This window comes from Flavobacterium sp. (genome assembly GCF_052437795.1).
Classification (GTDB): domain Bacteria; phylum Bacteroidota; class Bacteroidia; order Flavobacteriales; family Flavobacteriaceae; genus Flavobacterium.
Genome location: NZ_JBQVPA010000001.1, coordinates 904,545 through 926,167, shown reverse-complemented (window position 1 = coordinate 926,167; position 21,623 = coordinate 904,545). Strand labels below are relative to the sequence as shown.

Annotated in this window: 21 protein-coding genes and 1 pseudogene; 12 read left to right on the top strand and 10 right to left on the bottom strand. The window is 43.0% G+C overall.

Annotated elements, in window-relative coordinates; translation table 11 throughout:
* Positions 1 to 158 precede the first annotated feature (158 nt).
* The 4 genes from ACT6R0_RS04510 to ACT6R0_RS04495 all read left to right on the top strand — a co-directional run bounded on the left by ACT6R0_RS04510 (position 159) and on the right by ACT6R0_RS04495 (position 2,431).
* A complete protein-coding gene (locus ACT6R0_RS04510; RefSeq protein WP_444651689.1) occupies positions 159 to 374 on the top strand; it encodes a hypothetical protein in 216 nt (71 codons plus the stop codon).
* A 17-nt stretch (positions 375 to 391) separates the two neighbouring features.
* Positions 392 to 670, top strand: coding sequence for a hypothetical protein (locus ACT6R0_RS04505; RefSeq protein WP_444651688.1), 279 nt, complete (start codon positions 392 to 394; stop codon positions 668 to 670).
* A 63-nt stretch (positions 671 to 733) separates the two neighbouring features.
* The gene (locus ACT6R0_RS04500; RefSeq protein ID WP_444651686.1) at positions 734 to 1,771 is read left to right on the top strand and encodes a hypothetical protein; all 1,038 of its coding nucleotides are present in this window, start codon (positions 734 to 736) and stop codon (positions 1,769 to 1,771) included.
* Entirely contained in the window at positions 1,772 to 2,431 is a 660-nt protein-coding gene (locus ACT6R0_RS04495) for a hypothetical protein (RefSeq protein WP_444651684.1), read from the top strand. It begins immediately after the preceding gene.
* Positions 2,432 to 2,531: 100 nt separating this feature from the next.
* Here the strand turns inward: ACT6R0_RS04495 and ACT6R0_RS04490 are convergent.
* Positions 2,532 to 3,380: pseudogene (locus ACT6R0_RS04490) on the bottom strand (YifB family Mg chelatase-like AAA ATPase); the annotation flags it as partial.
* Between the two features lie 98 nt (positions 3,381 to 3,478).
* Between ACT6R0_RS04490 and ACT6R0_RS04485 the strand changes: the two are divergent.
* The 3 genes from ACT6R0_RS04485 (at position 3,479) to ACT6R0_RS04475 (ending at position 6,393) form a co-directional block, all read left to right on the top strand.
* Complete coding sequence (locus ACT6R0_RS04485; protein ID WP_444651682.1) at positions 3,479 to 4,498, top strand: T9SS type A sorting domain-containing protein; 1,020 nt, start codon at positions 3,479 to 3,481, stop codon at positions 4,496 to 4,498.
* Between the two features lie 79 nt (positions 4,499 to 4,577).
* The gene (locus ACT6R0_RS04480) at positions 4,578 to 4,955 is read left to right on the top strand and encodes a PH domain-containing protein (protein ID WP_444651680.1); all 378 of its coding nucleotides are present in this window, start codon (positions 4,578 to 4,580) and stop codon (positions 4,953 to 4,955) included.
* Positions 4,956 to 5,031: 76 nt separating this feature from the next.
* Positions 5,032 to 6,393, top strand: coding sequence for an FAD-dependent oxidoreductase (locus ACT6R0_RS04475; protein WP_444651679.1), 1,362 nt, complete (start codon positions 5,032 to 5,034; stop codon positions 6,391 to 6,393).
* A gap of 28 nt (positions 6,394 to 6,421) precedes the next feature.
* On the opposite strand, the gene ACT6R0_RS04470 is transcribed toward ACT6R0_RS04475, so the two are convergent.
* From ACT6R0_RS04470 to ACT6R0_RS04460, 3 genes are read right to left on the bottom strand one after another with little or no spacing between them, the layout of a single operon-like run.
* The gene (locus ACT6R0_RS04470) at positions 6,422 to 8,404 is read right to left on the bottom strand and encodes a cytochrome c biogenesis protein CcdA (RefSeq protein WP_444651678.1); all 1,983 of its coding nucleotides are present in this window, start codon (positions 8,402 to 8,404) and stop codon (positions 6,422 to 6,424) included.
* 2 nt (positions 8,405 to 8,406) lie between these two features.
* Positions 8,407 to 9,717 (bottom strand): tRNA lysidine(34) synthetase TilS, encoded by a 1,311-nt coding sequence (tilS, locus tag ACT6R0_RS04465; protein WP_444651677.1) that lies wholly within the window; start codon positions 9,715 to 9,717, stop codon positions 8,407 to 8,409.
* A gap of 28 nt (positions 9,718 to 9,745) precedes the next feature.
* Positions 9,746 to 11,044, bottom strand: coding sequence for an anthranilate synthase component I family protein (locus tag ACT6R0_RS04460; RefSeq protein WP_444651675.1), 1,299 nt, complete (start codon positions 11,042 to 11,044; stop codon positions 9,746 to 9,748).
* 77 nt (positions 11,045 to 11,121) lie between these two features.
* On the opposite strand from ACT6R0_RS04460, the gene ACT6R0_RS04455 reads away from it, so the two are divergent.
* The 4 genes from ACT6R0_RS04455 to ACT6R0_RS04440 all read left to right on the top strand — a co-directional run bounded on the left by ACT6R0_RS04455 (position 11,122) and on the right by ACT6R0_RS04440 (position 14,453).
* Positions 11,122 to 11,709 carry a Crp/Fnr family transcriptional regulator gene (locus tag ACT6R0_RS04455; protein WP_444651673.1) on the top strand — a complete coding sequence of 196 codons (588 nt, stop codon included), beginning with the start codon at positions 11,122 to 11,124 and terminating at the stop codon, positions 11,707 to 11,709.
* Positions 11,710 to 11,796: 87 nt separating this feature from the next.
* Positions 11,797 to 12,261 carry an acyl-CoA thioesterase gene (locus tag ACT6R0_RS04450; protein WP_444651671.1) on the top strand — a complete coding sequence of 155 codons (465 nt, stop codon included), beginning with the start codon at positions 11,797 to 11,799 and terminating at the stop codon, positions 12,259 to 12,261.
* A 113-nt stretch (positions 12,262 to 12,374) separates the two neighbouring features.
* On the top strand, positions 12,375 to 13,028 hold the full coding sequence (locus tag ACT6R0_RS04445) for a hypothetical protein (RefSeq protein WP_444651670.1): 654 nt from the start codon (positions 12,375 to 12,377) through the stop codon (positions 13,026 to 13,028).
* Between the two features lie 48 nt (positions 13,029 to 13,076).
* On the top strand, positions 13,077 to 14,453 hold the full coding sequence (locus ACT6R0_RS04440; RefSeq protein WP_444651668.1) for a glycoside hydrolase family 16 protein: 1,377 nt from the start codon (positions 13,077 to 13,079) through the stop codon (positions 14,451 to 14,453).
* A gap of 53 nt (positions 14,454 to 14,506) precedes the next feature.
* On the opposite strand, the gene ACT6R0_RS04435 is transcribed toward ACT6R0_RS04440, so the two are convergent.
* The 3 genes from ACT6R0_RS04435 to ACT6R0_RS04425 form a co-directional block, all read right to left on the bottom strand.
* Positions 14,507 to 14,980 carry a hypothetical protein gene (locus ACT6R0_RS04435; protein WP_444651666.1) on the bottom strand — a complete coding sequence of 158 codons (474 nt, stop codon included), beginning with the start codon at positions 14,978 to 14,980 and terminating at the stop codon, positions 14,507 to 14,509.
* A 205-nt stretch (positions 14,981 to 15,185) separates the two neighbouring features.
* A complete protein-coding gene (locus tag ACT6R0_RS04430; RefSeq protein ID WP_444651664.1) occupies positions 15,186 to 16,634 on the bottom strand; it encodes a glycoside hydrolase family 30 protein in 1,449 nt (482 codons plus the stop codon).
* A gap of 478 nt (positions 16,635 to 17,112) precedes the next feature.
* The gene (locus tag ACT6R0_RS04425) at positions 17,113 to 17,391 is read right to left on the bottom strand and encodes a hypothetical protein (RefSeq protein ID WP_444651662.1); all 279 of its coding nucleotides are present in this window, start codon (positions 17,389 to 17,391) and stop codon (positions 17,113 to 17,115) included.
* A 178-nt stretch (positions 17,392 to 17,569) separates the two neighbouring features.
* On the opposite strand from ACT6R0_RS04425, the gene ACT6R0_RS04420 reads away from it, so the two are divergent.
* A complete protein-coding gene (locus ACT6R0_RS04420) occupies positions 17,570 to 18,892 on the top strand; it encodes a GAF domain-containing sensor histidine kinase (RefSeq protein ID WP_444651661.1) in 1,323 nt (440 codons plus the stop codon).
* On the opposite strand, the gene ACT6R0_RS04415 is transcribed toward ACT6R0_RS04420, so the two are convergent.
* From ACT6R0_RS04415 to ACT6R0_RS04405, 3 genes are all read right to left on the bottom strand, one after another.
* Complete coding sequence (locus ACT6R0_RS04415; protein WP_444651660.1) at positions 18,876 to 20,066, bottom strand: cytochrome-c peroxidase; 1,191 nt, start codon at positions 20,064 to 20,066, stop codon at positions 18,876 to 18,878. The two genes, ACT6R0_RS04420 and ACT6R0_RS04415, sit on opposite strands and share 17 nt — an antisense overlap.
* A 128-nt stretch (positions 20,067 to 20,194) precedes the next feature.
* A complete protein-coding gene (locus tag ACT6R0_RS04410; protein WP_444651658.1) occupies positions 20,195 to 21,136 on the bottom strand; it encodes a cation diffusion facilitator family transporter in 942 nt (313 codons plus the stop codon).
* Between the two features lie 66 nt (positions 21,137 to 21,202).
* Entirely contained in the window at positions 21,203 to 21,610 is a 408-nt protein-coding gene (locus ACT6R0_RS04405; RefSeq protein ID WP_444651656.1) for a hypothetical protein, read from the bottom strand.
* Positions 21,611 to 21,623 lie beyond the last annotated feature (13 nt).

Sequence of the window (21,623 nt, the reverse complement as noted above, 5' to 3'; positions counted from 1 at the left end):
AATCAATTTCCTCAACAAAGATATATAAGATTATTTTCTAATGGTAGATAATTTTATTAACATTAACTGTTATCACTATCCTGAAAGTTGAAATGTTAAAAAAAATTTGGTTGGAATGAATATGTTTATACATTTGTAATACCCAATAAACCAAATAAATGAAATCACTATTACTATCTTTAGTTGTTGGATTACTATTTTCTACATTTACCCCAACCGCAAATGATGTCTACATCTGTAACGGACCCAAGTCATTCAAATATCACCTGAAAGACAATTGTAGAGGTTTGAAAAACTGTTCAACTGAAATCGAAAAGGTCTCACTGGATGCAGCGAAGAAAAAGGGAAGAACACTATGCGGTTACGAGGATTAATTAAACAAACATTTTTTATGAAAACTTTTGAGGAACTAGGGTTAACTTTTAATTTTGAAAGCGACTGTGCAACGTGTAATGATGGCTCTTGTCATAATACATCAGCATCTAAAATTGATGGGCAAGAATATTTCGTTCACATTTCAACAAATAAAAATAAAGATAGTTTTTATATTAACGCATCATTATTAAATGCTAATACTGATGATAATTCTGAGGTTTTCGAATATTTTGATGATGAGGGCAAGGCTGTACAGTACCTCTGCCAAAATTTTGAAGGATTTAAATGTTTCTAGTCATTTTAGCCTTCATATTATAACTAAAAGTATTTTTAAATTTAATTTTATATTACACCCGAAATGTTTGAAGACCTAATTGAACAGTTTGATGAACTTGAGAGTGAAAAAAATTACTGGTTCATCAGAACTAGTAAAGGAAAAAACTATCATCCATTTAGAACAAAAGGATTTATCGGAATAAATTGGAACTATGTTACGCTAAACGATTGGAAAACGAAAACGCCAACCCAAATTAGATTAAAAATTTCTCAAAACGAGCGCAATTCTAATAATCAACTATATGACCCAAATTCAACAGAAGGTAAACGTAAAATTACAGAGGTCTATAATAAAATTAAAAGATTTAGTGAACTAAAGGAGGGGGATTTAATAATCATTCCTAGCTCGGGCTCGCAATATTTAACCTTTGGATATGTTGCAGATAATGAAATATATGAAGAATATAATGACCAAGATTGTGACTTTCACAAGAGGCGAAAAGTAAATTGGATTATCACTAAAGAACTATCAGAACTTGATACAATCTTTTATAAGATTATTTATTCCAAACATGCTGTTAGTAATTTAAATATTTATTCAGATTACATTGATAAAGTTATAAAAAACATTTTTGTTAAAAATGATAGGTCGCATCTGGTCGTAGAAGTATATTCAACAGACGATATAAATTATGACGCGTTAAATGGTGTAATGTCTGGTGTCCGAAAGCTTACAGAAGATATAAATGCTGCATTCAATCTCGGAGAAAATCTTACAGATAACTCTATTAAGTTGAATTTACAGTCGCCAGGTAATATAGAATTCATTTACAATAATAAGGGACGTTCAATATTACTAGGTGCGATATTACTTGCAATCCCTTTAGCAACTGCTTGTTCTCACGGAGAATTAAAAAGCGTCGCTACGCATCAAGAAGTACAAGCAGAAATTGATTATAATAAACATTTGCTTGCTAACAATATTGATGAAAATGACACGCTGACGCATGACCAAAAGGTGGCTTTAACTGAGTTTGCAGAGATAGACTACGATACCATTGTTGAAACTAAATACTATTTAAATAAAATAAAAGGAGTAGTAAAAAGTCAAAATGAATAAATGCAAGTTTTAAGCAATTTTTTTACGGGTACCGAAAATTTATTTAAACTATTTTTTATTAATGGTTTAATACTGATATTGGTTGGTTTGCTATATCCTTTGCAAAAAAGTAATGAATTGGATATACAGATTGTTGAGCATAATAATGGAATTGCTCTTCTAAATAAAGATATTAGTATATTAAAAGATGAATGTAAAACGGCATATGAAAAGGTGCTAATTGACAGTGTAGAACAAGCAAACATTGAAAAGTTAATTAGACATACTAAAAATTATAACGCAAAGAAATCTCTTATTGCAAAATCTGATAAACTTAAAAGTAAAACTGTAGAAATTTCGAATCAAATTGAAAAAAAAGTAATTGACCAAGAGAAGAAAGTAATTGAAAAAGAAAACAATAGAAAAAGGATAGAACGCCTTAAAGCTCAACAAACAGTTTATGATAATTACTGTTCAGGATTTCTAATGTTCGGTATTTTTATATCTACAATTGGATTGATTGGCTGGTCCATTTTAACATACTTTGTATATTTTAAAGAGTATGCTGAATATAAAACCCTCCCTATTGGTATTTACCCCTCAAAGACAAAAGTTATTCTAAGCATATTATTTATCATTCTCATTGCGGCATCTTTGGCATTATGCATAAAACTATTTTAATTTAAAATAGTTTTATAGTATGTTAAGGAGTTGTCCATATACTATAAAATCACTACACTTGTATCATTAGCAAACAGTGTGGACACCTTGTCACACATTAAACCACTACAACAGAACTTGCCGTGTGATGGGGACTTCTGAACGGCCTTTGGTTAAGCAGGCCTACGTTCTTTATCTTTCCGGCAACACTGTGTATCTTGGTCGTTTCCAAAGCTTCACGCAGGGTCATTGGTGGCAGTATACTGGGCAGGCGCTTGGCGAGCATTGTTTTCCCTGATCCCGGTGGCCCTATCAGAATGATGTTATGCCCACCCGCCGCAGCAATTTCCATGCAGCGTTTAATGCTCTCCTGGCCTTTGACGTCGCTGAAATCAAACTCCGGGAAGTCCAGGTTCTTAAAAAACTCCTCACGCGTGTTGATCACGGTTGGCTCCAATGTGCCATCACCTTCAAAAAAGTCGATGACCTCCTTTACATTTTCTATTCCGTAAACATCCAGGCCGGTAACAATGGCCGCTTCCTTTACATTTTGCTTCGGCAGGAAAAATCCTTTAAAGCCTTCCTCCTTGGCCTTTATGGCGATCGGCAGCACGCCTTTAATGGGCTGGAGGCTGCCATCAAGCGATAATTCGCCCATGATGATGTACTTATCCACTTCATCAGGCTTTATTTGCCCTGTGGCGGCTAAGATCCCTACGGCTAATGTCAGGTCGTATGCTGAGCCTTCTTTGCGGAGGTCGGCGGGTGCCATGTTGATGGTGAATTTCTTTACGGGCATCGCGTAGCCGTTGTTCTTTAGCGCGGCTGCAATGCGGTAGCTGCTTTCCTTCACAGCATTGTCCGGAAGCCCGACCAAGTGGTAGCCTACACCCTTATCAACATTCACTTCAACGGTAATGGTAGTGGCCTCTACCCCAAACACGGCGCTCCCGAAAACTTTTATCAGCATATAGAAAATTTAGAGAGTGAAAATAAGGAAAATTTCCTGAGCCACTAAAATTAGACGCAACCTTTTTAAAAAAATATGACTCTTAAAAAACAACAATTATGACTAAAATATTTGCCTTACTATTATTTGCCTTTATTAACAACTGCTACGCTCAGGAATTTTATTTCTATAGCGGTAGCAGGTCTACCGTCTTTGATGCAGACATCGCTTCCTGCATTGCATCTCCAATTTATACCTGCACTCCAACAAATAATTTATCACAATGGGGAGAGGACACTTATTTTGATATTGCAATGGATAATTCAGAGAATATGTATTACGTCACCGCCGGCGGAAGCCTCTATCGCCGCAATATGAATGACGAAAATTCATGTGAATTCCTTGGTTCATTTAATGATATGATATCTTCATTAACGGCAGATCCTGAGAATGTCTATGCTGCTGTCTTTAATCAATTGCACCGATACAATATCGTTTCAGGGACATTTTCTGTTTTAGGTGATCTGGGAAATATGAATGCTGCAGGCGATATGTTCTTTTATGAAGGCAAGCTTTTTCTTACTGTATATGAAAATTATCAGGATGACACCCTATACCATTTATTAGAAGTTAATCTGTCAGATCCTGCCGAAAGCAGCATTTTCATGACCCTGCCAATGCCTGTAATGGCTGCGTTCAGTATAAGTTTTGAAGGACATTCAAAAGCTTACTATTTGATGAATAACGGACTATTGGCAGTAAAGCTATATGAAATTGATATGGAAGATCATGTTGCGCTGGAAACAGGCTGTCAATTTAATTTTAACTCTAATACCTACAATATAAATGGAGCAGCCGCATATTATGATCCGAGTGAATTAGATCACAATGATCCTACATCTGTTAAGCCCTATATCCTGACTAACAATCCGGTTTTAGAAACGATCAATATTATTTCCACAAATTTTGAAAAGAGCAAAATTATTCAAACTACGCTCTATGATATTGTAGGACAGAAGGCAAAAACATTTAATGATAAAGATACTATGAATGTCACAGGGATATCACCAGGATGTTATTTTCTTGAGATCATTTGTACTGACGGAATTAGACTGATCAATAAAATTATCATTAAATAAAATTCATAATTACACCATAAATTTGTTACGATTAAAAAACATTTACCTAATTTAACCTCTTAAACCAAAACAAAGCAAAATGGGATTATTCAACGCCATACTCGGCAATGCCTCTGAAGTTTCTATCGACAAGATCAGGGACGAATTCAAGCCGATACTCATTCAGGGAGAGAACATCGAAAAAGCGTACAAGCTGATACGCGATATGTTCGTGTTCACCAATAAAAGGCTCATCCTTGTAGACAAGCAGGGCATTACCGGATCCAAAGTGGATTATGTTTCTATTCCTTATGGCAATATTAATAAATTTTCTAAGGAAAGCGCCGGACTTCTTGACCTTGATGCCGAACTGAAAATATGGGTTCGCGGGGAAAGCGTGCCGATCAAAAAGCAATTTGGCAAAGACAATAATATCAACGAGGTATACCAACTGATCAGCCAGTACATATTGAAATAGATCATACTAAACCTGTTTTATTTCTTTTTAGCCGGGATCCGCAACATTCCGGCTATTTTTTTTGTAATTTGAGATCATGATAAACAACGATACATTTGTAATAATCGGCGGCGACGCGGCGGGGATGTCGGCTGCATCGAAAGTACGCCGCGAACAGCCTGACCGTGAGATCATCGTATTCGAAAAATCACAATACACTTCCTATTCGGCCTGCGGGATCCCGTATTTTATCTCGGAAACAGTAAAGACCGTTGATGAGTTAATTGTACGCAGCCCGCAAAAATTCAGGGATAAATTCAACATTGATGTGCGTACCGAACATTTGGTACTTGAAGTCGATACCGACAGTAAGCGCATTAAAGTCCTGGATAAAACAAAGCAGTTGGAATTTTGGCAGGATTATGGACAACTGCTTATTGCCACAGGAGGAAAGGCTTATTGCCCGGCCGACATGAAAGGATATGATTCGGAAAATATCTTCGGGATCTCGACGCTTAAAAGCGGAATCAATCTCGAGAAATACATTGAAAATGTAAAGCCAAAAACCGCAGTCATTATTGGCGGAGGCTATATAGGACTGGAAATGGCTGAGGCTTTGCTGATACGGGGATTAAAGGTAAGCCTTATAAACCGTGGCAGCCAGGTAATGAATACCCTTGACCCCGACATGGGCGAGATCGTGTCCGATGCAATGCGAAAACTGGGAGTAACCCTTTACCTTGGTGAAGAACTGGTTTCGTTTGATGTGGAAGACAACTGCATTAAGGCGATCGTAACCAATAAGCAATCTATCCCAACCGATATTGTGGTGCTGGGCATGGGTACATCGCCAAATACGGCATTCCTTAAAGATTCGAAAATTGAGCTGGGCGTAAAAGGCGCGATAAAGGTCAACGCGCACATGCAGACAAATATTGCTGACGTATGGGCCGCAGGCGACTGCACCGAAACACTGCACCTTGTGAGTAAACAGCACGTGTACATTGCCATGGGCACTTTAGCCAACAAAACCGGCGTTGTAGCCGGCAGCAACATTGCGGGCGAAAATCTTCTCTTTCCGGGCGGTGTAGGTACGGCGGTATGCAAGGTATGCAGCTACGAGATCGGGCGCACGGGGCTTCTGGAAAAGGAATTAAAAAAGCTGGGAATCGATTACGTAACCGGTATCATTGCCAGTAAAACAAGGGCACATTACTATCCAAACGCAAAAAATATCACTGTAAAGCTTTTGGCTGAAAAGAATAGTGGCAGGTTGCTTGGCGGACAGATCATAGGTGAAGAGGGCGCTGCCAAACGCATCGACGTACTGGCAACGGCATTGACCCACAACCTGACATTGCAGAATATCATCGACCTCGACCTGTCATACGCCCCACCCTTCTCCCCTGTTTGGGACCCGGTTCAAACGGCGGCACGCAAGATTATCAATGAGATATAAAAAAGGGCGCTGAACGCGCGCTGGTTTTTTACTCTTTATTGAATTTCGCAACCCCATCCTTCAGCCATTGCAGGTATTCTTCCACATCAGGAGTATATCCTACAGGCTCATTAAGATTGTTCTCTTCGTGGTCAATAACCACATATAGCGGCTGTGCGGCAGCTCCGTACTTTTTCACCTGGAATTCAAACCATTTATTGCCCACGGTCTTTACTTTCCTGCCGGTCGTTTCTGACCTGTATTGCTGTGCTTCAGGAAGTTCTTCGGTAGCATCGACATAAAGAGAAATAAGCACTACTTCGTCTTTCAAAATACTATGGATACGGTCATCCGACCATACGTTGTCTTCCATCTTACGGCAGTTCTCACAGCCATATCCTGTAAAGTCTATCATTACCGGTTTGCCTACTTCTTTTGCGTAAGCGAGTCCTTTGTCGTAATCCTCAAATGCCATAATGTCCTTACCTACCAGTTTCGCACCCTCCGGCAGGCTTCCGCTTATATTGCTGCGACCCACACCGTCAGGGCTTTCGCTGTAGCGTAATGGAGGTGGAAATCCGCTGATCAGTTTCAGCGGCGCTCCCCAAAGTCCCGGAATGAGGTATATGGTAAAAGAAAGTATTAATAAACCTGTCAGCAATCGTCCTACCGATATGTAGGATACCGGTGTATCATGAGGCAGTACAAGCTTCCCGAAAAGGTATAGGGCCCATGCGCCAAATACGGCGATCCAAATTACAAGGAATATCTCCCTTTCCAACAAATGCGACTGCGTTACAAGATCGGCTTTGGAAAGGAATTTAAAGGCCAGTGCCAGCTCCAGGAAACCTAGCGATACCTTTACCGTATTAAGCCATCCGCCTGATTTTGGCAGCGAGTTCATCCAGCCCGGGAACATAGCGAAAAGCATGAACGGCAAAGCAAGTGCCGATGAAAAGCCGACCATACCAATTACAGGTGCCAGTCCGCCTTTCGATGCGGCTTCAACCAGCAATGTACCTACTATAGGTCCTGTACATGAGAACGATACGATAGCCAGTGCAAGCGCCATGAACAATATACCTACAAATCCTCCCCTGTCGGCCTGGCGGTCTACTTTATTGGCCCATGAGTTAGGCAGCATGATCTCGAACCCACCAAGGAACGATATGGCGAAGAACACAAGTAGTGCAAAGAATATCAGGTTAAACCACACATTGGTAGATAGCCTGTTAAGTGAATCTACCCCGAACAATGCGGTCACGATCGAACCTAACAATACGTAGATTATAATGATCGACAAGCCGAAAAATATGGCATTACGGATACCCTGTGCCCTGGTTTTACTGGCCTTGGTAAAAACGCTCACCGTCATTGGTATCATTGGGAATACACATGGTGTTAGCAACGCCGCGAAACCTGAGAAAAATGCTACAATGAAGATGGTCATTATACCCTTGTCATCTCCCTTAGCCTTTTTTGGTGCGGAGGCAGGCTTAACCTCCTCAGCCTTTTTTGGCGTTTCGGCTTTGGCCGCTGTAGTGGGGTCGCTGAATAGCTTTACCTCTTTTGCAGTAAGGTTTTTCAGGTCGTATTCAAAAAAGAAGTTGCCCTGTATGCAAACCTCTTTACACACCTGGTAAAACAGGTCAAGCTGCACAAGGTTGTTGTTTGGGTTTGTAGTTCTTATAACCTGCTTCAGCTGCACATTATGGCTCCAGAAGTATTCGTCTACCCCAAAAGTTTTATTGAAAGCTTTTTCATACGGGCTTTCCTCGGCCTTGCCTACGGCTTGAAAATTATCCTTGTCATTATTGAAGGTAATTTCCAGCGGAAGCGCGCCGCCATCAGGGGTAAACTGCGAATATACGTGCCATTTATCTTCTATGGTACCGTCAAGGGTAATGATGTATTCGTTATCCGACTTCTTCTCGATCTTCGAAGTCCATTTTACCGGGTGTTTGTCGGGTGCCTGCGCCCATGAAGTTACAAAAGCAAATAGCAGGAATAAGGTGAAAGCTAATTTTCTCATTATTATAAAACTTCTATTTTTAAAATTGTGTTTGTATTTCCTCTTACTTTAAAACGCTCGTCGGCACGATGACCCACGACCCAAATCACCTCTTCTCCGGAACACAGCAGCCAGGCATTTTCCTTTTCGCTAAGGCTGAACTTTTCATCCTTAAAGAATTTGGAGATCTTCTTCCGTTGCCCGTTCATTCTGGAAGGGCAAAAGTAATCACCATCTTTCCATTTACGAAGAATTAACGGGTAATTTATTAATTGATTATCAACAAAAATAGATTTTTTTGTTGCATTTTTATTAATTGTTTGGGTTATTGACAAGGATAGACTGATCGGTTCGTTAATTTGCTCCTGCCCGTAATGAATTTCAAAAACTTTATCCAGTCCTTCCGGAAGCAGTTCCAATATCAGTACCTCCCTGTCCTTTAACAGCCTGAAACTTCCTGAAACAATATACTTGCCTGACTGGGCATCTGCCAGTGCATAAATATCTTCCCACGCTGTAAAGCCGAATGGGTTTAGCCATTGGTACAAATAAGCTTTGTAATTGCTCAACCTTTTTAACTTTGCGATATCAAAGTGTTTTTTGTTCTCCCTTTCAGATACAACTTGTTTATACACCAATACAGAGGCGTCTTCAACAAGTGACCGTGACTGTTGAAGATTTTCAAGCGTATGCCTGAAAGAATCGGCAAAAGCCGGATTGAGTTCTTTAAGCAACGGAAGCACATCATGGCGTAGTTTGTTGCGCAGGTATTTATTGGACGCGTTGCTGCTGTCCTCCCTCCATCGTATATTATTCTCTTTGGCATATGCCAGAATTTCATCGCGGGTAAAAGGCAATAACGGGCGAATAATTTTCCCATTCTGGTGTGGGATGCCCGTTAGTCCCTCAAGTCCTGTTCCGCGTGTCAGGTTGATCAAAAACGTTTCTATCGAGTCATCAAGATGATGTGCGGTAAGTAGATGATCAAGATTATTTTCACGCAATAGTTCATCAAACCACAGATAACGCAATTGCCTTGCAGCTATCTGAATAGATAGTTTATGATCGGACGCAAAAGTTTCTGTATCAAAACGTGTTACAAAAAAATGTAAATTATTTTCTTCAGCATATTGGGCAATAAAATCCTCATCACCATCGCTTTCATTCCCGCGCAGGTTGAAGTTGCAGTGCGCTATAGAAATTTCGTAATTTAATTGCCTTAACAGATCGGATAGTACCATACTATCAAGCCCTCCTGAAACTGCCAGGAGCAATTTCCTTTCTCTTAAAAATGGAAGCGCAATATCTAGGTGATTCTTTAATTTCGAAAGCATTCCCAAAAGTAAGGAATTTTCCTGAATGCTATCCTTCCAGAACAGTTCTCATCGCTTTCGCTTTCAACAGGCATTCCTCATATTCCATTTCTGGACTGGCTTTCGAAGTGATAGCACTTCCTACAGAAAAAGAAACATAACTCTTTTCAGCATTATAAAGTATGCTGCGGATAACTACATTAAAGTCGAAGTCGCCATCCGGGCTAAAATAACCTACTGCCCCGCTGTACAGCCCGCGCCTGGTCTCTTCCAGCCTTTCGATGATCTGCATGGCCGAGATCTTTGGCGCGCCGGTCATACTGCCCATAGGATAAGTAGTGCGTATGACATCTACCGGCCTGCTCCCCTCTTCAAAACGGGACACTACGGTCGAAATGAGGTGGTGTACCTGTTTGAACGTGTACGCGCCGCACAGTTCCTCCACTGCAACCGATCCTCTCGCAGCGGTACGGGACAGGTCGTTGCGTACCAGATCGACGATCATAATATTTTCTGAGCGTTCTTTTTCATTGGCGGCAAGGGCAAGCTTAATCGCATTATCCTCATCAGCATTGGCACTGCGCCTTGCCGTACCTTTTATAGGCTGTGTGACGATCTTGCTCCCTTCTTTGCGCAGGTATCTCTCGGGTGATGCCGACATCAGGTAGTGCTTGTGATTTTTGAAGTAAACGGCAAACGGAGGTTCGGAGATGGCATTGAGCTTTTCGTATGTTATCAGCGGATCGATAACCGCATTTTCGGCATAAAACTCCATGCAGAAGTTCGCCTCATAAATATCTCCCCGGTGGATATGCGTCAGCATCTGCCCTACTTTATCCAGATAACTTTCTTTCGATATGCGTTGGTTTATGGTTGCCAGTTGTTGGTTGTCAGTTGTTGGGGTAACTCGTAATTCATAACTTATAATTTCTTCAAAGTCCGATACAATTTCATCATCACACATTCGTAAATACTGTACTTCCAGTTCATTCCCTTTCAGCAAAAAAAGCTTTTTCGGCTGGAAAAAGAACATGTCAGGAAACCCCAGCCCGTCGTGGTTGCCGGATCGCAGGTCCTCGGCGTCATTTTTCATGTCGTAGGAAAGATACCCGAACAGCCAGTCCCTTGTGATCTGCTGGTATTCGTTCAGTTCCTCAAACGCATTGTGATGGTCGGTCTTTATGGAGGTCAGCCCATCCAGGGCCAGCACGGCATCATACGATGTATGCTTTTGTTCATAGCTGTTACTGTCCAGGAACACCACCTCACGGAACTGCTGCGCCCATTGCAGGAGCTTTTTTTTAAAGGAAGCTGTATCTTGTAATGTAAAGGTTGAATAAGTTCTCAATCGGGATTATTTAGCGCTTCAAAAATAGTAAAGATAACGTATATTAACCATGGATTTAATTTTACTAATTTTGCCCTATGGCAACTACCACCACAAGCTTTTTCGACAGCATAGCCCCATTTGTCACCCTCAGCACGGAGGGCAGGCAGGCTTTGCTTTCACTTATTAAAAAAGAGTCCCTCCCTAAAGGTTATGTCCTGGTGCCCTGCGGCGACATTTGCCGTAGTGTCTATTACATCGAAAAAGGCCTGGCACGTACCTTTTACCTGAAAGACGGCAAGGAGGTTACCGACCGCTTCAGGGGCGAGAATTCTTTTACCTGCTCTATGAGCGGCTATGTGACCAATACGCCCGACGGAAGGCAGATAGAGCTGTTGGAGGATTCCGTGATATGGTCGCTGCCGTATGCCGAACTCGAAAAGCTATATGATGCCTACCACGAGGTCGAGCGCCTGGGACGCTACCTTATTACCCAGGAAATGGTAGAGATGCACCGGCGACTCAGTGAATTGCAATTCATGTCGGCACAGGAACGCTACAGCAATCTGCTTGCTGTTGATCCATGGCTGCTGCAAAGGGTTTCGCTTGGGCACATCTCCTCCTACCTTGGCATTACTCAGGAAACGCTAAGCAGGATAAGGGCTAAAACAATTCAGGGTTTATAGTTGATAGTTTCGGGGTGTTGTTTTTGATAAATGTCAAAGGAAATGGTTTGCGCATGGGCCAACTTTGCGTTATCAAAACAGATCACTATGGAATTAAAGACATTTTACAGGATACGGTTCAACGACTGCGACTCCTTCAGGCACCTTAACAACTCCGCCTACATCAACTACATGCTCAATGCCCGTGAGGATCATTTACAGGAATTCTACAGCATTCCCATGGATAGCCTGTACAAAAAAGGTTCCGGCTGGATGGTCGCCCATCATGAGATAGTATATCTTGCCCCTGCCAACTATGGCGAAATGGTGTGTATCCATAGCAGCCTCATAAAATATTCCGATGACTCGTTGCTGGTCGAAATAGCCATGTGGGACGAAAAGGAGCAGCAGCTCAAGGCACTGCTGTGGACAAAATTCATTCATATCAATATGCAGACAGGCAAGCGCGACAGCCATCCTGAATGGTTCAGGGAAATAGCCAAACCAATGGAAATTAAAACATTACAACAGTTCGCCACGATGAGTGACAGGCTGGCATCGCTAAGGAGATAGATCTGTGTTAGTCTCCCGTTTTTAATACTGCTTCCGGTATCGTGCCGGAAGCTTTTTTATTTTTGGGACATACATAGATCATGGTATATTGCGTTATCTTTTAAAACAACATCATGAAGCATATTCTCATTTTTTTACTGCTGCCATTTGTCGGCTTCAGTCAAAATGATAAGAACATATCTGTCATTTCCGCAGAAAAAATGAATGTGATCTATCGTGGCATCGAAAACCCCATTAAGATCGCTGTACCGGGTTCCAGATCGTTTAACGCCACGGCTAAAGATTCAGCCTTGGTAAAAGTTGACAGTGTAGGCAATTATATTTTATACGGACGTTCCGGCCACGAAACGACAATAACAATTGAAGCCATGATGGAAGATGGCTCAATATTGCATGAAGAGAAGATATTTAAAATTTTAGGCATTCCTATGGTTGAGGCTGCACTTTACAGAGGTGAGTATTGTTATCACTGTATGTTTGAAATGACAAAACAAGATCTCATAGATGCAAAATTGACATTGTCGATGCCAACTGTTCCTTTTATAAGGGAATCTGATGTAAAAGGTTTTACGATCTTCTTATTTAATGAAAAGAAAAACCGTCACATTGAGGTGTTAGGATCAGAAATGAATGACCAGGCCATTTTGAGGATTAAAAAATTAAAAAAAGGAACTGAATTGCTAATTAATCAAATTAAAGGCAATATAGCAGGTGTTGATATGATGATATGTAAGATGCCGCAATTAAAAGTGATCCTAACTGATTAACCATATTTGCCTATATTAGCCTTTTCCAAACTCAAACTATTCAAAATTATGAGAAAGAAATTTTACAAAGCCGTAGTGGCCTTTGCGGTGCTGTTCACGTTTGCGGGCTGTAGCAGCAGCGATGGCGATGGCAACGGCAACCCTACCGACCCCAACCAGGCTATCATCAACACGCTTTCGGGCGGCTCATCGCGAACGTGGTACTGGGCCGCAGGCGAAACGGGCCACCTTGGGCTTGGCAGCAACTCGACCGACAATGCGGTTAATTTTTACGGCAACATTAACCAGGCCACGCCGTTCCAATACGCCAACAATGAAGATACGGGATGCCTGTACAGCACTTCGCTTAATTTTACCCTTGAGGGCGGCCAATTGAAGCTTACCCTGAATAATGGCGGCAATACCTTATTCAACAGCAGTTACATTACCTCCAATGAGGGTCCTGTCACTACAGACAAATGCCTGCCATATAACACTGCCGGCACTAAAACGGTTTCTGTTGGGGATTCCGATTCTTATGTAACACAGAGTGGCGTTGCAAACCGCACAACAGGCAAGCAGATCACCATCGCTAACGAAGGCTTCATGGGATATTATGTAGGGCAAAGCACATACGAGATCCTTTCGGTCACCAATGATAAGCTGAAGGTCAGGGCGGTATTTGGCAACGATGCTTCAAAAGCCATCTACCACACCTTTACCACAACTCCGCCCGATGTACCTGCCAATGAGAATTTTACCACGCTTGTGTGGTCTGATGAGTTTAATACCCCCGGAGCGCCTGATCCTTCTAAATGGGGTTACAACCTCGGCGCAGGCGGCTGGGGCAATAACGAGTCACAATACTATACCGACCGTCCAGAAAATGTTGTGGTCGCTGATGGTAAGCTGATAATTACCGCAAAAAAAGAAAACTATCAGGGGCAGGCCTATACTTCTGCCCGACTTGTAACCGATGGAAAATACAGCTTTAAATACGGCCGTGCGGTAATACGCGCCAAACTTCCTGTGGGCGGCGGCACCTGGCCTGCGATCTGGACGCTGGGACAAAACTACGCTACCCAGGCATGGCCTGCCTGCGGCGAAATAGACATTATGGAACACGTGGGCAACCAGCAGAACAGGATACACGGCACACTGCATTATCCGGGGCATTCGGGTGGGAATGCTAATAGTGGCAGCTCCATCATCCCGAATGTATCAACCCAGTTCCATGACTATTCAGTAATTTGGAATGAGGACATCATCCGTATTTTTGTCGATGGCAACCAGATACACTCCGTTGCTAATAGCGCTGCCATTCCATTCAACCACAACTTTTTCTTTATCATGAACGTGGCCATGGGCGGCAACTTTGGCGGTGCCATCGACCCTAATTTTGTACAATCTTCGATGGAGGTGGATTATATCCGTGTATATCAATAGAGTTCACTTCAAAGCATAAAAAAAGCGAGGCTCAACACCTCGCTTTTTTTCACTTATTTTTTCTTTTTGCCTTTTGACTTCTTCTTAGCTTTAGTCTTTTTCTTCTCTTTCTTTTTTGCTTTTGCTTTCTCCTTTTGTTTTTTAGCCTTTGCCTTCTTTTTAGCATTAGCTTTTTTCTTCTTCTTTTTCTTGTCCTTATCTTTTTTAGATCTTTTCTTTTTATCAGACTTGGACTTCTTCTCTTTTTTCTCTTTGATCTCTGTAGTTTCTACTGTTGGTGCAGCATGCGCCTCTTCTGCAGCAGTTACTTCAGGGGCAGCAGTTTCAGTAGCTTCAGCAGGGGCGGCCTCTGTTTCTTCTGTTTTAGCAGCTGGCCTTGGCCTGCGAACCGGTTTTGGCTTTTCTTCAATAGGTACTTCCGCTGGCGCGGCATTCTCTGTCGTGGTGTTCACGTCCGTAGCAGGTACGGTATTTTCAGTTACATTCTCTTCCTGTGCTTCCGGGGCTTTCTTTGCGGGCTGTCTCATTCTTGTTCTATTTGATTTATTATAAACGTCTTTTCTGTTTTAATGCTACTATTAATTCATTGTAAATTAACAGTTAACAAAATTAGATAATATTACGATCACCCAATGTTAAGTTTTCGACCTATAAAGAACATCCTATAGCATTGTATATCAATAAAAAGCACGGCTCTCGCCGTGCTTTTTATTCTTTTTGGAAAATAAAGACCTACCAGACATACGTCCCTACAGCGCCCGGCTCCAGGCTCGTCCTTACCCATTCACCATTATATTTTATGTTGAAGAATTCTGTTGTAGTGCCGTCATTTTCCACGATCAATACCTTTTTACCTTCGGGTGTCTTAAAGGCTACGTTTTGTAGGTTGCCCGTAATATTGCTCGCTATGCGTACCGAACCTGCAGGCACGAATTTAGACGCATGGGCTATTACATAGTAAGCTACATTTTTCACGTAAGTGTCGCTGCTGGTAATGGTAATGGCACCTTTACAGTCAGAACAGCCGCCGTTGGTGTGCGGTGACCAGCTGCCATTGCTAGCCAGGTTCCATTCAAGGGTGTTCTTGCTCCAGTTGCGCATCGACCCTATCAGCACATTCTTCAGGTGCCACTTCAGGTCACCGCCAAAGCTGCCGGTCGCGGAGGTGTATTGCTCCGTAAAATAAACATTCTTATTCGGGTGTGCGTTGTGTACGGTAGTCATCGCGCTAATGTCGCCGGCATACAGGTGGAATGCCGAGCCATCCACGAACGGGTTTGCCCCGGGGTCGTTAAGGATAGTCAATGGGTATGACGGGAGGTCGCAGTTATGGTCGTAAGCAATGATCTTGGTAGAAAGGCCCGCTGCCTGAAATGCAGGCCCAAGAGCATTCTTTATAAAGTTGGCCTGCTCCCCTGCCTGCATCACCATGCTTGGGTTATTATGCGGGTTCAGTGGTTCATTTTGCGGGGTTATAGCAGTGATCGTTATGCCCTGCGCCTGCATGCCCTGAATGTACTTTACAAAATACTGCGCGTACTCGTCGTAATATTGCGTCTGGAGGCTGCCGCCCACAAAGCTGCCGTTATCCTTCATCCAGACCGGTGCGCTCCATGGGGTAGCCACGATCTTGATGTTTGGGTTAATGGCAAGTATTTCCTGCAAAAGGCCTATGACCGCCGTGTCATTACTCAGGCTGAAGCTTGCGAGCGTTGGGTCGGTTTGGCCTGCCGGAAGGTCATTATAAGTAAATGGCGCCGAATTAAGGTCGGATGCTCCAATGCTTACTCTGAGATAGCTTACACCAATGCCGGTAGTGGTATTGAAAAGGTCTTGCAACAGTTCCTGTTTTCTCGAAGCATTAAGGCTGTTGATCACTTCGACGCTGCCACCCGTAAGTGTATATCCATAACCGTCAATGGTTTGAAATACCGATGTATCGGAAACTTCAATGGTAGGCTGCGGATTAGCTACAGTACCAAAATCGAGCACGGTTGTTTGTTTGGCAAGCCTTACGGAACCCGAATTATTCGTCAGCCAGAAGTCGACCTCATTGGTGCCGGGCCCTGGTGTATCATCAGTAGGATCTGTTGGGGAACTGTCACCATCAGAAGATGATGAGCAGCTGAACTGTAATAACGTAAGGGCAGATAAGCCAAAAATGGCTAGTAATTTTTTCATGTAAATGTTTCTTTGAACTGCTAAAAATAGGACATTTTGCGAACTGCCCGCTGGCATTGTACGACTTTAACACCAGTGCCGGATGATTTTTATCAGGATCCACTGTAAGTAGATCGTTTATTGAAAATATAACAGCTTTTAAAAGTAAAAGCACGGCTTTCACCGTGCTCTGACCACTTAAAAAAAGAAACACACAATTACCTCTGTAAGAGGTTATCTAACCATTCTTTCACATCCTTATGCGTACGCTTACCAAAAGGCAGCCTCGATTTGATGATTAACTCAATATTGTTGAAAGACACCAATGTACACCAGCCTATATGCTCCATATAGCGATTAATAAAGTAAAGTATCTCATATCCCTGGGTGCAGTTCAAGATAACGTCGGCTGGAAAACCGGTTATTTTCTTAACATCATCCTCCTTTGTACGCCATATATACTCCTGCTTCAGGTCTTGTCTTGTAAAATCACACATACCTATCTCCTGAAACTGCTATCCAGCCAGTCTTTTATATCCTTATGTGAGCGCACGGCGAACGGCAGCCTTGTTTTTATGGCAGACTCTATATTCTGGAAGGTTGCTTCGGCCAGCCATCCGCGGCAGGACATATAGCGGCATATAAAGTGTATCACTTCGTATCCTTCGTTCACATTCAGCTCTACACTTTCAGGGAAACCTGTGATAGAAATGCAGGTTTCTTCGGCAGTCGTCCATTTGGCAGAGTGCCTTAATACATCGGGGGTAAAATTTATCATATCAAAAGCATTAATTTCAGTATGTAAATTTCAGTAAACACAATGGCATGGCACAGGTAGAAATTACCTGTTTTTGTAAAACAGGTAATTTCTACGGGTACGTTAATTTAAAAGGTGTCATCTATAAGGCAATTTACGAATTCTTTTAATTTCATATCTTAGCGTCATAAATCATACTATGACAACAACGGCAGCGGATCTTCAAAAAGATATAGATGATATCCGGCAAATTGATATAATCCCATCACTGCTCGATGTAATTTGCAGCACTACAGGTATGGGCTTTGCAGCTGTCGCAAGGGTAACGGAGGATCGCTGGGTAACCTGCAGCGTGCGGGATGATATTGGGTTTGGCCTCAAACCCGGTGATGAACTGGAGATAAAAACCACCATTTGTAATGAAATACGTAACTCCGGCATTGGTGTGATAATCGACCATGTTGCAGAAGATCCTCTCTTTAAAGACCATCATACGCCTGGTATGTATGGTTTCCAAAGCTATATCTCGGTCCCGATCCTCCGAAAACACGATGGCAGCTTTTTTGGAACGCTTTGCGCTATCGATCCCTACCCACACGAAGTCAGCTCACCTGCCATAACGCAAATGTTCAGACTGTTCGCTGACCTCATCGCCTTTCACCTATATGCTGTGGAATCAGTGCGGGAAAGCGGCGTGATGCTGCAGGAGGAGAAGGCATTTAATGATGTGCTTGAAAAAAAGGTGGCAGAACGTACAGCAGAACTTGCTAAAAATAATGATTCACTCCTGAAAATGAACAAGGACCTTGAGTCATTTGCTTACATTTCCAGTCATGACCTTCAGGAACCTTTACGAAAAATACAAACCATAGCCTCAATAATCGTTGAAAAGGAAAGCCATAACCTTTCTGAAAGAGGCAGGGACTATTTCCGGCGAATGCGGGAAGCAGCCCAACGCATGCAGGCACTCATCAATGACCTTCTCGCCTACTCCCGAAGCAGGGCTGCAGGACAGAAATTCAAACATACCGACCTATCCGTGATCATATCACAGGTAGTATCAGATATCGCAGGAGACATTAAGGATAAAAATGCTGTTGTAGAGATCGGCATGACCTATAGTCTTGATATTGTTCCATTCCAGTTCAGGCAACTGTTATATAACCTGATCAGCAATTCCCTTAAATTTTCTGATCCTCACCGTTCGCCCGTAATAAAGATCAGTTGTTCTACTGCTAAGGGGGATCATTTTGGTGCTCTTTTCCTTGATGCCGAAAAAGACTACTGCCTGATTAAACTTTCGGATAACGGTATCGGATTCGACCAAAAATACAGTGATAAGATATTTGAAGTTTTTCAGCGGTTATATGATAAGGAATTATACCAGGGAACAGGTATCGGACTTGCTATCGTAAAAAAGATTGTTGAGAACCATAAAGGCTTTATCGTTGCGAAAGGCGAGCCCGGCATTGGAGCAACATTCGAAATATACATTCCTTTTGCTGCTACAGATGCTGATTAATAAAAGGATCCAGCCATCTCGGGTCGCTCATTATGGTTTGGTCGGTAAGGGTGTATAAAAAACGTAGCAGCGCAAGCTTATCATATTCACTTAAATTGAGCTGGCGTGCCGACCCGTCATCTCCCTTCAGCCATGGCGAAAGGTTCGGATGGTCCTTCACCCCGCTATTGTAATGTTCGATAACCTGCATAAGGGTAGTAAAGCGGGCATCGTGCATATACGGACCGGTGAGCACAATATTGCGTAATGTTGGTATCTTGAATGCGCCTGTCATTTCCGGGCTGGATGTATAAAACCCATAAGCGCCCAGATCGGTACCGGATGCGGCATCGAGGCCATTATTTATCGGCCCGATATTGTGTGATACGAATGCTTCGGTAGTATGGCAGGCATAGCAATTCACGCCTCCCTCAGAAAATGGCTTCAGGAAAAGGTCCTTGCCCCGGTTCTCCTCTGCGGTAAAATTCGCAAAAGGTTCACGCATGTTTGCTGCCTGCGCCCTTCCTGCATCGTACTTGGAATTATGGCTTACCATACTCCTTATGAATTGCGACAGCGCCTTTTCTATGCGCTCACTGGTAATAGTATTGCTGCCAAATGCTTTTATGAACAGCTGCTTGTAATAGGGCTGTTCTGCTACCCTTTGAAGGATCTGCCCCGGATCAAGCGCCATCTCGGTATGGTCGAGTATGGGCATGATCACCTGATCTTCCAATGATGCCGCACGTTCATCATAAAAAAAACGCCCTCGCTGGTAAAAGCGGGCATTTACCAAAGTCATGGAATTCCGCTTTGTGGGCTGCCCGTAAAGCCCGTGGCTAAAGGGACTTGAATCGGCAAAGGCCTTCTCTGCCCTGTGACAGGACCCGCACGCCGTGGTTCGGTTAAGGCTCAGGTTCTTATCGTAGAAAAGCACCCTCCCCAGTGTAGCGCCATCATTGGTAATGGGATTGTGGGCAGGTGTGTTATCGATGCCATTGACAGAACTCGGCACAGGCCCACCGTCGTTTAGAAAAAAATATCCCGGAAGCTGTTCGTTATAATCGTAAGCTACTGCAGGCAGGTCCAGGATCTCTAAGGGGTTCGTGGTACCGCGCGGTACATAGTCCTTTTCATCCGAACAGGATAAGAAGAGTAGCGAGGGCAACAGTAATAGGCAGTGGTGTAATTTCATAGCTGGTTGCTACAAATATACCCTGACTTCCGTTAGACTATGTTAAGATCACATTTACTACAACGATATAGTTGATAACTATCTTAAATAAGCAGAAGACGATCTATCATATATTTCTTCAGAAGGTATCAATCTACTGTCTCGATCTGCCACGGCCTTTGCCTTCCGCCAAAGTTTTTTGCCTCGATGTAAATTTTCTTTACGCTTGGGAACGCCTGCTTTATTTTTTCTTCAAGGTCGTTTACGGAATCGAACAATTCCTCTACTGTCATCTCCTTTTTGAACTCCACATCCAACGCAAGCAATATCTCATTTGGGGCAAGGTGCATTGTTAACGGAAAATAGAGCGTTTCTACTTTCACTTCTGAATTCACCAGATCGTAGATCCCCTTTACGATCTCATTGTTAGCGCTCTCACCCACCAGCAGCCCTTTGCTTTCCCTCACCATCGTTATCGCTACGAATATAAGCACTACTCCTATTAGCATCGAGGCGATGGCATCGAACATCGGCTCATTGAAATAATGCCCAAGGAACACGCCGAGCAATGCAATGAGCAATCCTGCAATAGCTGCGCTTTCTTCATATATCACCGCAAAAAGCCCGGGATCCTTGCTCATGCTCAATTCACGGAAAAAGCCTGACCCGCCACTGGATCTGTTGAATTCGCGGACCGCGTAAAAAAGGGAAGCCCCTTCGAACAGCATTGATGCGATTAGTACAATGTAATTCCAAAACGGATCACGCAATTCGACCGGATGCTGCAAATGGCTGACACCTTCATACACTGACATGCCCCCACCAAGTGAGAAAACGAGAATGGCAACAATGAGTGACCAAAAATAGATCTCCTTGCCATGACCGAACGGATGCCCCCTGTCGGGCGGGCGCTGGCTGCGCTTCATTCCCAGTAGCAGCAATAAGGAGTTCCCGCTGTCTACCGCGCTGTGTATGCCTTCGCTTATCATTGCCGAACTGCCCGTTACCGAGGCTGCTATGAATTTCACTGTCGCAATAGCAAGGTTAGCAGCAAGCGCGCCATAGATCGCAATTTTAGAATTTCCTGTCATAAGGTTAAAAAAATCCCCAATACCTTATGATACCGGGGACCTGAAATATATAATTTTGTTGATGGCCTAATTAGTGTAGCGCTCGTTGCTTTCCTCGAAGTCGTCATCGTCGCTCGATATGGACTGATTTTGGTCCTCATCAAGGTCAATGTTATCTTCGAGCAGGTAATCGTCCTGGTTAAAAGCGTCGGAGTTTTTGCTGTTGCCGCCCATGTCGTTCCATTCCTTTTCGCGGCTTTCACTGCCAAAGTCGGCATGGTCTGAATTCAGGGTTGGGTCGTTCTCTTTTGTATACGATACGCCCGGCTGTTCAATAGCAAGGTATTTATCAGTATCGCCATCTTCGTTATCGCGTCCGTTCTCAGGCTGATCACCCGATCTTTCATTATCGCGTACCAGATCTTCCGCGTTCATTGCGTCACGGCTTGCCGCGTTCTCGTTTTCATTTTCATTGTTGTTTGTCCGATCTTCCATAACAAAGTTTTTT

What these genes read in the sequence shown, in the direction of transcription:
- ACT6R0_RS04510 (WP_444651689.1), top strand. Translation starts at nt 159, where the DNA reads ATGAAATCACTATTACTATCTTTAGTTGTTGGATTACTATTTTCTACA.
- ACT6R0_RS04505 (WP_444651688.1), top strand. Translation starts at nt 392, where the DNA reads ATGAAAACTTTTGAGGAACTAGGGTTAACTTTTAATTTTGAAAGCGAC.
- ACT6R0_RS04500 (WP_444651686.1), top strand. Translation starts at nt 734, where the DNA reads ATGTTTGAAGACCTAATTGAACAGTTTGATGAACTTGAGAGTGAAAAA.
- ACT6R0_RS04495 (WP_444651684.1), top strand. Translation starts at nt 1,772, where the DNA reads ATGCAAGTTTTAAGCAATTTTTTTACGGGTACCGAAAATTTATTTAAA.
- ACT6R0_RS04485 (WP_444651682.1), top strand. Translation starts at nt 3,479, where the DNA reads ATGACTAAAATATTTGCCTTACTATTATTTGCCTTTATTAACAACTGC.
- ACT6R0_RS04480 (WP_444651680.1), top strand. Translation starts at nt 4,578, where the DNA reads ATGGGATTATTCAACGCCATACTCGGCAATGCCTCTGAAGTTTCTATC.
- ACT6R0_RS04475 (WP_444651679.1), top strand. Translation starts at nt 5,032, where the DNA reads ATGATAAACAACGATACATTTGTAATAATCGGCGGCGACGCGGCGGGG.
- ACT6R0_RS04470 (WP_444651678.1), bottom strand. Translation starts at nt 8,404, where the DNA reads ATGAGAAAATTAGCTTTCACCTTATTCCTGCTATTTGCTTTTGTAACT.
- tilS (WP_444651677.1), bottom strand. Translation starts at nt 9,717, where the DNA reads ATGCTTTCGAAATTAAAGAATCACCTAGATATTGCGCTTCCATTTTTA.
- ACT6R0_RS04455 (WP_444651673.1), top strand. Translation starts at nt 11,122, where the DNA reads ATGGCAACTACCACCACAAGCTTTTTCGACAGCATAGCCCCATTTGTC.
- ACT6R0_RS04450 (WP_444651671.1), top strand. Translation starts at nt 11,797, where the DNA reads ATGGAATTAAAGACATTTTACAGGATACGGTTCAACGACTGCGACTCC.
- ACT6R0_RS04445 (WP_444651670.1), top strand. Translation starts at nt 12,375, where the DNA reads ATGAAGCATATTCTCATTTTTTTACTGCTGCCATTTGTCGGCTTCAGT.
- ACT6R0_RS04440 (WP_444651668.1), top strand. Translation starts at nt 13,077, where the DNA reads ATGAGAAAGAAATTTTACAAAGCCGTAGTGGCCTTTGCGGTGCTGTTC.
- ACT6R0_RS04435 (WP_444651666.1), bottom strand. Translation starts at nt 14,980, where the DNA reads ATGAGACAGCCCGCAAAGAAAGCCCCGGAAGCACAGGAAGAGAATGTA.
- ACT6R0_RS04430 (WP_444651664.1), bottom strand. Translation starts at nt 16,634, where the DNA reads ATGAAAAAATTACTAGCCATTTTTGGCTTATCTGCCCTTACGTTATTA.
- ACT6R0_RS04425 (WP_444651662.1), bottom strand. Translation starts at nt 17,391, where the DNA reads ATGATAAATTTTACCCCCGATGTATTAAGGCACTCTGCCAAATGGACG.
- ACT6R0_RS04420 (WP_444651661.1), top strand. Translation starts at nt 17,570, where the DNA reads ATGACAACAACGGCAGCGGATCTTCAAAAAGATATAGATGATATCCGG.
- ACT6R0_RS04415 (WP_444651660.1), bottom strand. Translation starts at nt 20,066, where the DNA reads ATGAAATTACACCACTGCCTATTACTGTTGCCCTCGCTACTCTTCTTA.
- ACT6R0_RS04410 (WP_444651658.1), bottom strand. Translation starts at nt 21,136, where the DNA reads ATGACAGGAAATTCTAAAATTGCGATCTATGGCGCGCTTGCTGCTAAC.
- ACT6R0_RS04405 (WP_444651656.1), bottom strand. Translation starts at nt 21,610, where the DNA reads ATGGAAGATCGGACAAACAACAATGAAAATGAAAACGAGAACGCGGCA.